The organism is Pseudoalteromonas sp. S3178 (genome assembly GCF_005886985.1).
GTDB classification, from domain to species: domain Bacteria; phylum Pseudomonadota; class Gammaproteobacteria; order Enterobacterales; family Alteromonadaceae; genus Pseudoalteromonas; species Pseudoalteromonas carrageenovora.
Genome location: NZ_PNCW01000356.1, coordinates 1 through 229, shown reverse-complemented (window position 1 = coordinate 229; position 229 = coordinate 1). Strand labels below are relative to the sequence as shown.

The following is a 229-nucleotide window of genomic DNA, read 5'->3' as shown; positions in this document are numbered from 1 at the left end:
CGAGCTGACTGAGGTTGGTGGATGGGCATTCATATGCACTTGTGAGCCACCCATTTTAAAACGATGGCGGCTTTGGCACTGCGTAAACCCAACAAAGCCGGTTTCATGTTCGTGCACCAGGCCATCTTTATCCGTTACCGACAGCAAGCCTCGTTCAATATAGGGGCTTGCAAGATTTCCCTCGGCAATCACTATCGACTCAATAAAATCATGGCATTCAAACCAATAA

General features: G+C 47.6%; 1 protein-coding gene. It reads right to left on the bottom strand.

Features of this window, described 5'->3' with window-relative positions:
* On the bottom strand, positions 1-229 hold a 229-nt coding region (locus CWC11_RS23120; RefSeq protein ID WP_212748113.1), incomplete at both ends, for a hypothetical protein.